The organism is Streptomyces panacea (genome assembly GCF_040560175.1).
GTDB lineage: Bacteria > Actinomycetota > Actinomycetes > Streptomycetales > Streptomycetaceae > Streptomyces > Streptomyces panacea.
On sequence record NZ_JARJHW010000089.1, the window covers coordinates 20,406 to 28,188 of the forward strand.

6 protein-coding genes are annotated in these 7,783 nt (G+C 70.3%); 1 reads left to right on the top strand and 5 read right to left on the bottom strand.

All coding sequences use genetic code 11. The features are described from left to right. Positions 1–154: 154 nt before the first annotated feature. Positions 155–622, bottom strand: a complete 468-nt coding sequence (locus P3L51_RS21140) for a MarR family winged helix-turn-helix transcriptional regulator (RefSeq protein WP_354606834.1) — start codon at positions 620–622, stop codon at positions 155–157. Positions 623–1,057: 435 nt separating this feature from the next. Between P3L51_RS21140 and P3L51_RS21145 the strand changes: the two genes are divergently transcribed. Next, positions 1,058–3,103 (top strand): MMPL family transporter, encoded by a 2,046-nt coding sequence (locus P3L51_RS21145; protein ID WP_354606840.1) that lies wholly within the window; start codon positions 1,058–1,060, stop codon positions 3,101–3,103. Between the two features lie 79 nt (positions 3,104–3,182). Here P3L51_RS21145 and P3L51_RS21150 read toward each other — a convergent pair whose 3' ends face one another. From P3L51_RS21150 to P3L51_RS21165, 4 genes are all read right to left on the bottom strand, one after another. Then, on the bottom strand, positions 3,183–5,243 hold the full coding sequence (locus tag P3L51_RS21150) for an AfsR/SARP family transcriptional regulator (protein ID WP_354606835.1): 2,061 nt from the start codon (positions 5,241–5,243) through the stop codon (positions 3,183–3,185). A 396-nt stretch (positions 5,244–5,639) separates the two neighbouring features. After that, positions 5,640–5,999 (bottom strand): DoxX family protein, encoded by a 360-nt coding sequence (locus tag P3L51_RS21155; RefSeq protein WP_354606836.1) that lies wholly within the window; start codon positions 5,997–5,999, stop codon positions 5,640–5,642. A gap of 91 nt (positions 6,000–6,090) precedes the next feature. Further along, positions 6,091–7,014: a phosphorothioated DNA-binding restriction endonuclease gene (locus P3L51_RS21160; protein ID WP_354606837.1), complete on the bottom strand. Its 924-nt coding sequence runs from the start codon at positions 7,012–7,014 to the stop codon at positions 6,091–6,093. A gap of 111 nt (positions 7,015–7,125) precedes the next feature. Further along, positions 7,126–7,776, bottom strand: coding sequence for a response regulator transcription factor (locus P3L51_RS21165; RefSeq protein WP_354606841.1), 651 nt, complete (start codon positions 7,774–7,776; stop codon positions 7,126–7,128). Positions 7,777–7,783: the final 7 nt, after the last annotated feature.

Genomic DNA, 7,783 nt, shown 5'->3' on the forward strand with positions numbered 1-7,783 from the left:
CCTTGCGGTTCCCTGTACAGGCACGGGAAGCGCGAGGAAGTCGACAGGCTCCCGCACATCAGTACGCCCTCACCAAGCGGGCGTGGGGCAGGCTTCACCCGACTACTTCACCTGGCTATGAACTCGCCCATGAACTCGTCGAAGCCCTGATCGGTCAGTCGGGCTGCTTCTTCATATGCGCGAGGACGCGGTTCGAGATCCGGGCGAGCGTGTCGAGTTCTTCCTGGGTGAGGGCGTCGATGAACAGTCGGCGGACGTGTTCGACGTGTACGGGCGCGGCGTCTTCGATCGCCTTGTAGCCGGCCGGGGTGGCGACGATGAACGCTCCGCGTCCGTCATCGGGACATTCTTCCCTGGCCACCAGTCCGCGCGTCGTCATCCGCCGGACCTGGTGGGACATGCGGCTCTTCTCCCACTCCACCAGCTTGGCCAGATCCAGGAAGCGCATCCGCCCGCCGCCCCTTTCGGTGAGACTCACCAACACGATGTAGTCGGAGGCGGACATATGGGAGTCCGCCTGGATCAGGCGAGACAGCCGTCCGATGAGTGTCTCCTGCATGCGGATGAAACTGTCCCAGGCGACCTTCTGCTCCGAGGTCAGCCAGCGAGGGGTTGCGTTCATTGAGGGAGTGTAACGAAAACGTTGACAGCTCATCTATCCCGTTGACGTGGACAATTCCGATCGATGCCCGGAATATCCGGAGGTGCCGCGACCTCCGCGGGATCTCCCGCTCGGGCTTGAGCCCGTTGCCCCGAGCCCGCAGCTGACGGTTCCCCTTCCCGGCGGCCGCCACGGCCCCGGGCCGGGCGACCTGCTCGGCATCCCGCACCCACGTTCCGGGTCCGGGCCTTCCGGGCGTTCCATCGCCCGCCCCCCCCTCAGCCGCCGCTCCGCCCCTTCACCGCCACCCGTCGTGACTGCCCGCAGGAGCTAGGAGCTCTCGTGTAGTCCGTCGTCCCACCCAACGCCGCGGAGCGGCGAATCACCCCATGCTCGTCGACGGACGTCCGCACAGACACCACCCGGTTCGGTTCGGGTGCCCCCAACCTGACCCTGCTGGTCTCCGACGAGCGGGGTGTCGACGATCCGGCGGTCGGCGCGGCCGGCGCACGGCTCACCGAGCGCATCGGCGCCGAGGACGGGGTCGAACAGGCCCTGTCCTACTGGACGTTGGGCAAGGCCCCGGCCCTGCGCGGCGAGGGCGGCGACAGCGCCATGGTGCTGGTGCGGATCACCGGCGACGAGGACCAGGTGCAGAAGACGCTGGAGCGGATCCAGCCGGAGTACGACACCACGGTCGAGGGTCTGAAGACGCGCGTGGGTGGTGTCGCGGTCGCCAACAAGGAGATCACGGACACCACTCAGGACGACCTCCTCCTGATCGAGATGGTCACCTTCCCGGTGCTGCTGGTCGTGATGCTGTTCGTCTTCCGCGGCGTGGTGGCCGCGCTGGTGCCGCTGCTGGTCGCCGGACTGACCATCGTGTCCGTCCTGCTGACGCTCCGTATCCTCACCCTCTTCACCGATGTCTCGGTGCTGGCGACCAACGTCGCGACGGGACTCGGACTCGGCCTGGCGATCGACTACGGCCTCATCCTCCTCAAGCGGTACCGGGAGGAGTTGCACGGCGGCGCCGACACGGACACGGCGATCGCGACCGCGCTGCGCACCGCGGGCCGTACCGTCCTGTTCTCCGCGGTGACCGTCGCGCTGGCGCTCGCGGGCCTGCTGGTCTTCCCGTTCTACTTCCTGCGCTCCTTCGCGTACGCGGGCATCCCGACCGCCCTGCTGGCGGCGTTCGTCTCCATCACCTTCCTGCCCGCGCTGCTGAAGGCGCTGGGCCCGCGCATCGACAAGGGGCGGATTCTGCGGCGGGGCAAGGAGCCGAAGCCGCCGAAGCCGGAGGCGGAGCGTTTCTGGTACCGCCTCGCGACGAACGTGATGCGCTTCCCCATTCCGGTCGCGGTCGCCGTGATCGGGCTGCTGCTCCTCCTCGGCTCGCCGTTCCTGTCCCTGCACATGAGCCTCGCCGACGACCGCGTCCTGCCCGCCGACACCCAGTCGCGGCAGATCAGCGATCTCATCCGGGAGGACTTCAGCGCGCAGGAGTCGCAGGCCCTGCACGTGGTGCTGAGCGACACCCCGCCGACCGGGGAGCGTTCGGTCGACGCGTACGTGGCGAAGCTCTCCACGCTCGGCAACGTGGCGCGGGTCGACAGCGAGGCCGGTTCCTTCGCGGCCGGTGAGCTCCTCGCCCCGCCCGGACCGGGCTCCGACCGGTTCAGCGCGGACGACAGCACCTATCTCTCGGTGATCCCCAAGAGCGAGTCGCTGAGCGAGGAGGGCGAGAAGCTGGTCGAGTCCATCCGGGCGACCGAGGCCCCGTACGACGCGCGGGTCGGCGGCCCGGCGGCGGAGCTGGTCGACTCGCTGGACTCCATGTACGACCGGCTGCCGCTGGCGCTCGCGATCATCGGTGTCACGACGTTCGTCCTGCTGTTCCTGTTCACCGGGTCGCTGGTACTGCCGCTGAAGGCGCTGGTCCTCAACTGCCTCAGTCTCAGCGCCACGTTCGGTGTGCTGGTGTGGGGCTTCCAGGACGGCCATCTGGAGGGGATCGTCGGCGACTTCGTGGTGACCGACACGATCACCTGGACCGTGCCCGTGCTGCTGTTCTGCATCGCGTTCGGCATGTCGATGGACTACGAGGTGTTCCTGCTCTCCCGGATCAAGGAGGAGTGGGACCGGTCGGGGGACAACCAACTGGCGGTGGCCCGCGGGCTGGAGCGCACCGGCGCGATGGTGACCGCGGCGGCGGGCCTGATCGCCATCGTGTGGCTGGGCTTCGTCCTGTCCGGGATCTCGTACCTCAAGGCCATCGGGCTGGGGCTGGCCGTCGCGGTGCTGATGGACGCGACGCTGGTACGGGGCGCGCTGGTGCCCGCGTTCATGCGGCTGGCGGGGCGCGCCAACTGGTGGGCGCCGGCGCCGCTGGCGCGCTTCCACAGGAAGTTCGGGCTGCGGGAGGCCCCGGACGCGCCGGCGGAGACGGCGGGCGAAGGGGCGGGCGACGGCGAGGCGAGTCGCGAGAGCGTGCACTGAGGACGCACCGGAAACGGGTGTGGCCCGTCCCCCGCGCGTGATGCGCGGGGGACGGGCCACACCCGTTTCCGGAAGGGGTTCAGGCCGTCGTGGACAGTACGGAAGTGAAGCACGGCACGGCCGCCTGCCCCTCCCGCTGCGGTGTCCCCGACATCAGCCGCAGCTCCGCGACCGCCATGTCCCGCGCCTGGGCGTGCGTACGGGCGACGAGGCGGATCAGCTCGGGGATGCGGTAGACCGTCGCGGCACCCGGCGCCGATTCGGCCATCTCCACCACGTGGTGGTCCAGCAGCCGTCCCACCAGGAGTTCGGCGGCCCAGGTGTCCAACGCCAGGGTCCGCGCCGCGCGCGGGATGTCGAACGGTACGGCTCCGGCGCGGGCCAGACAGGCCAGCGCCCGGCTGTCCGGTTCGGCGAGCCGGGCGCACGCGCCCGCCAGCCTGCCCAGGACGTCGAGGGAGCCGCTGCCCAGCTCGGCCAGCCGGCGGTGTTCCGGGGCCAGCCGGGCGGCCAGCTCGGTGACGGACCACATGGGGCGCGCCGCCAGCTTCTCGCCGGCCGCCCGTACGCCCAGCGCGCGGTTGCCGGTCAGGCACACCGTCTGCCGGGCGGCGGCGACGTCCGCGCCGACGCGGTCGGCCCCGGCGAGCGAGGCGAGCAGTGCGACGCCGTCGTCCGTCTCCATGGGTCCCAGCTCGACGTTGGCCGCGCCGGGCAGGCCGGGCAGCCGTACGCGCGAGGTGACCAGGACGGCGCTCAGCGAACCGCCGGGCAGCAGCGGCAGGACCTGTTCGGGGCCGAAGGCGTCGTCCAGGACCAGGAGCAGACTCCGGTCCGCGCTCCAGCTGCGGAAGATGCGGGCCAACTCGTCGACCTGGTCGGGCAGTTCGTCCACCCGCATGCCGATGTCACGCAGCAGGGAGCGCAGCGCCGCCGCCGGGTCGGTCGGCCGGTCGGTCTCGTCGTGGAGCCGTACGTAGAACTGGCCGTCCGCGAAGTGCTCGCGCAGCAGATGCGCGGCGCGGACGGTGACGGTGCTCTTGCCCGATCCCGCTCCGCCGAGGACGGTCACGACCTGAGGTGCCGTCAGGGGGGTGTCCCCGCCCGATCTGGCGCAGGTGACGATACGGGCGAGCTCGGCGCGGCGGCCCACGAAGTCCGGTGCGTCCGGGGGGAGTTGGGCGATCACCGCGACCGGCGCGGCAGATGCGGCCGTTCCGGCCGTCGCCCCCGCCAACCCCCCTGGCCGACCCGGCACCAGGTCCAGGGACGGCGCTTCGTTGAGTACGTCGCGCTGGAGCCGCTGGAGCCGGTGCGAGGGCTCGATACCCAGCTCGTCGACCAGGTCGCGGCGCAGCTGCCCGAAGGTCTCCAGCGCGGTGCCGCGCTGGCCCGACCGGTAGGCCGCGAGCATGAGCTGGGCGGCGAACTCCTCGTTCAGCGGGTGGTCGGAGGTGAGTTGCCGCAGCTCCCCCATCAGCCGGTGGTGCCGGCCGAGCCGCAGATCGGCCTCGACCCGCAGCTCCAGGGCGCCCAGCCGGGCATCCGCGAGCTGCGCGACGCGGGCGGCCAGCGCCGGGCCGGTCTCGATGTCGGCGAACGCGTCGCCGCGCCACAGCGCGAGTCCGACCCGCAGCGTGCGGGCGGCGCTCTCGGGGTCGCCGTCGCCCAGATCGGCGCGCGCCCGCGCGAGATGCCGCTCGAACTGCCACAGGTCCAACTCGTCCGGCGCGAGCCTGATCCGGTACCCGTTGGGACAGGTCTCGACCCGCTCACCGGGACCGCCCACGCCCGCGGCGGCGGCGGCGGAGTGCGGGGGCTTGCGGAGCTGGTACACGTAGGTCTGGATGGTCTTACGGGCCAGCCGGGGCGGTTCGCCGTCCCAGAGTTCGTCGATGAGGGTGGACGTCCGTACCTGCTCGTTGGCGTGGAGCAGCAGCGCGGCGAGCAGCCGCCGGGCCATCGGAGCGGAGGGCGTACGGTCCTCCCCCTGCCCGCTGATCTCCATCGGCCCGAGGATCCGGACGCGCAGCGGACGGGCTTCGTGCGGATGGTCCGGGTTCGAGCTGTGCGGGTGGGTGCCGTGCGGGTTCATGCTCTGCGAGTTCGTGCTCTGCGAGTTCGTGCCGTGCGGGTTCATGCCGTGCGGGTTCGTGCTCTGCGCTTTCGTGCTCTGCGCTTTCGTGCCGTGCGGGTGGGTGCCGGAAGGGTGAGCGCTTTCGGTCGCCGAGTGCGTCAAGACCTGTCGTGTCCTTTCGGATCGTCTCTCCGGGACCGTGAAGCGCTCAGCCGGAAACGACCGCCCACCCGATGGTGGTGGCGGCTGCCGCGCTCGTCATGCTTCCCCGTGCCCCGTTGATCTCTGCCTCCGCTGAACCCTCCACGCGCGGCGTCGAATCCCCGCCGATCGGGGCGGGGCGCGCGTGTGATGGACGTGAAGGTGAAGTGCTTTCTGCTGTAAGGTTGTTGATGATCTCTGTTGTCAAACAGGGTGTCAACAACCTTGTCCAGTGGACGTTTTCCCTCCGGTCCCGCTCTACGGGCCGAAGCTGTACAGGGCGACGAACACGCAGATGGCGAGCATGCCGGTCGCGTTGAGGAACAGGTTCCGGCCGAAATCCCGTGCCCGGACATGTATGAGGACTGCCACCAGGAAATAAGCCACGAGCGCCCATACGGTGACGTACCCCAGCACGGGCACCCAGACCCCGAGGACGAGCCCCATGGCGGCGGCGAACTTCACGAGGGGCGCGACCCACCACCACTCCCGTGGAAACCTCACGCCCTCGAAACACTCACGCACGAACCGAACGGGCCCCACACAGAGAATCCCGTCACCGACCTGAATCAACGCCAGCGCGACCACGGGCCACACGGGATCCGGCAGGGCTCTCATCGGCCACCTTCCATCACCGACCCAAACGCCCCACCCACCGGGCGGGTTGTGCCCAACCCCCCGACTCCCCCTGATCGAGCGAAGCCCCGCACTACACCGCCTGCGCTCCGGGGCGCTTGAAGACCTGCTGACCGTGCCAGAGAACGAACTTCGGATCGACGGCCGGCTGCCCGGGGCGGGGAGTCGCGACCGACTCTCCATGGAGGGCGTCGACGACCCGCCCGGCCCGGCTGCGCGCCACGTACAGCGGGGAGACCTGGATCCGCAGATCGGGCAGGAGTCCCAGCACGCCCAGATCGAAGAGTGTGTGGTGCAGGGAACACAGCGCCAGCCCGTTGTTCACTTCCTCGGGGCCGTCCTGGCTGTGCCACCGCACATGCGCTGCTTCCAGGCCCACGGGATTGCGGCCGAGCGCACCGTCGAAGCCGCAGAAAGCACAGGCGTACGCGTAGGCACGAAGCACCTCCTCGGCGAACCCGGCCCGTCGCCTCCTCCTCTTCCTCTCCCCCCGCGCGTACACCGTCTCGTCGAGCCCGGTCAGATCCAGCGCGACGGAATCGCAGATGACCGCCTCCAGCGCCGGAGTGAAGTGCTGCTCCAGCAGGAGCCGGACCGCCGCCGCGAGAGTGCCCGGATCGGCCAGCAACTTCTCGACCTCGGGACGCAGCCGTCCGCGGGCACCCCGGGCCCGCAGAAAGCTGCCCCGCTCGGGGACGTCGGAGCCGATGGGAACCCCCTCACGATCCCGCAGATCCCACAGCTCACGCTCCAGATGCACGAACGGCATCGCGGCCCGCTGCCGCGCCCGGGCGGCGCTCGTCACGGCCGAGCCGAAATCGTTGATCAGCCGACTGACGGGCTCCTCCGCCTCGTCGTACGCGACCACGGTGCTGCCGGACTCGGCGAGCCTTCCCAGCAACCAGAGCAGGAGCAGCGGCTTGTGCGGGGCCCGGCGGTTTCCCATCTGCGCCCGACGCAGCGCGGCCAGCGCGCCCATCAGTTCGTCTCGCGTCACGCGGAGCCCAATCAGTTCGCCGACACCGTTCGTACAAGGGCTACGCAGAACACCTCATGCGCCGACCCCCGCGCAAGCACGACGGCGATTTCCGCCGGCTTCCCGCCGGGGTCAGGCTTGTACGAGGCCGCTCTGGTAGGCGATCACGACGAGTTGTGCGCGGTCGCGGGCGTCGAGCTTCGTCATGGCGCGCTGGATGTGGCTGCGGATGGTCAAGGGGCTGATGACGAGTTCCTCGGCGATGTCGGTGTTGGACATCCCGTGCGCGGCCAGCGCCATCACCTCGCGTTCGCGGGCGGTGAGAGCGCTGAGGCGCTCGGGGGACGCGAGCCGCTTGTCGGGGTCGGGCGCGGCCAGGAAGCGCGTGATGAGTGCGCGGGTCGCGAGGGGTGAGAGCAGGGATTCGCCCCCGGCCACCGTACGAATGCCGTTGAGGAGCACGTCGGTGCTCACGTCCTTGCCCAGAAAGCCGCTCGCGCCCGCGCGGATGGCCTCGGCGACGTACTGGTCGTTCTCGAAGGTGGTGAGGATGAGGACGCGGGTCCCCGTCAGTTCGGGGTCGGCGCAGATGGCGGCGGTCGCGGCCAGGCCGTCGGTCCCGGGCATCCGGATGTCCATCAGGACGACGTCGGGGCGATGGGCGCGGGTGAGGTCCACCGCCTCGCTTCCGTCGGCGGCCTCACCGACCACGGTCAAGTCCTCGGTGGTGTCGATGAGGATGCGGAACGTGGCTCGCAGGAGGGCCTGGTCGTCGGCGAGCAGGACGGTG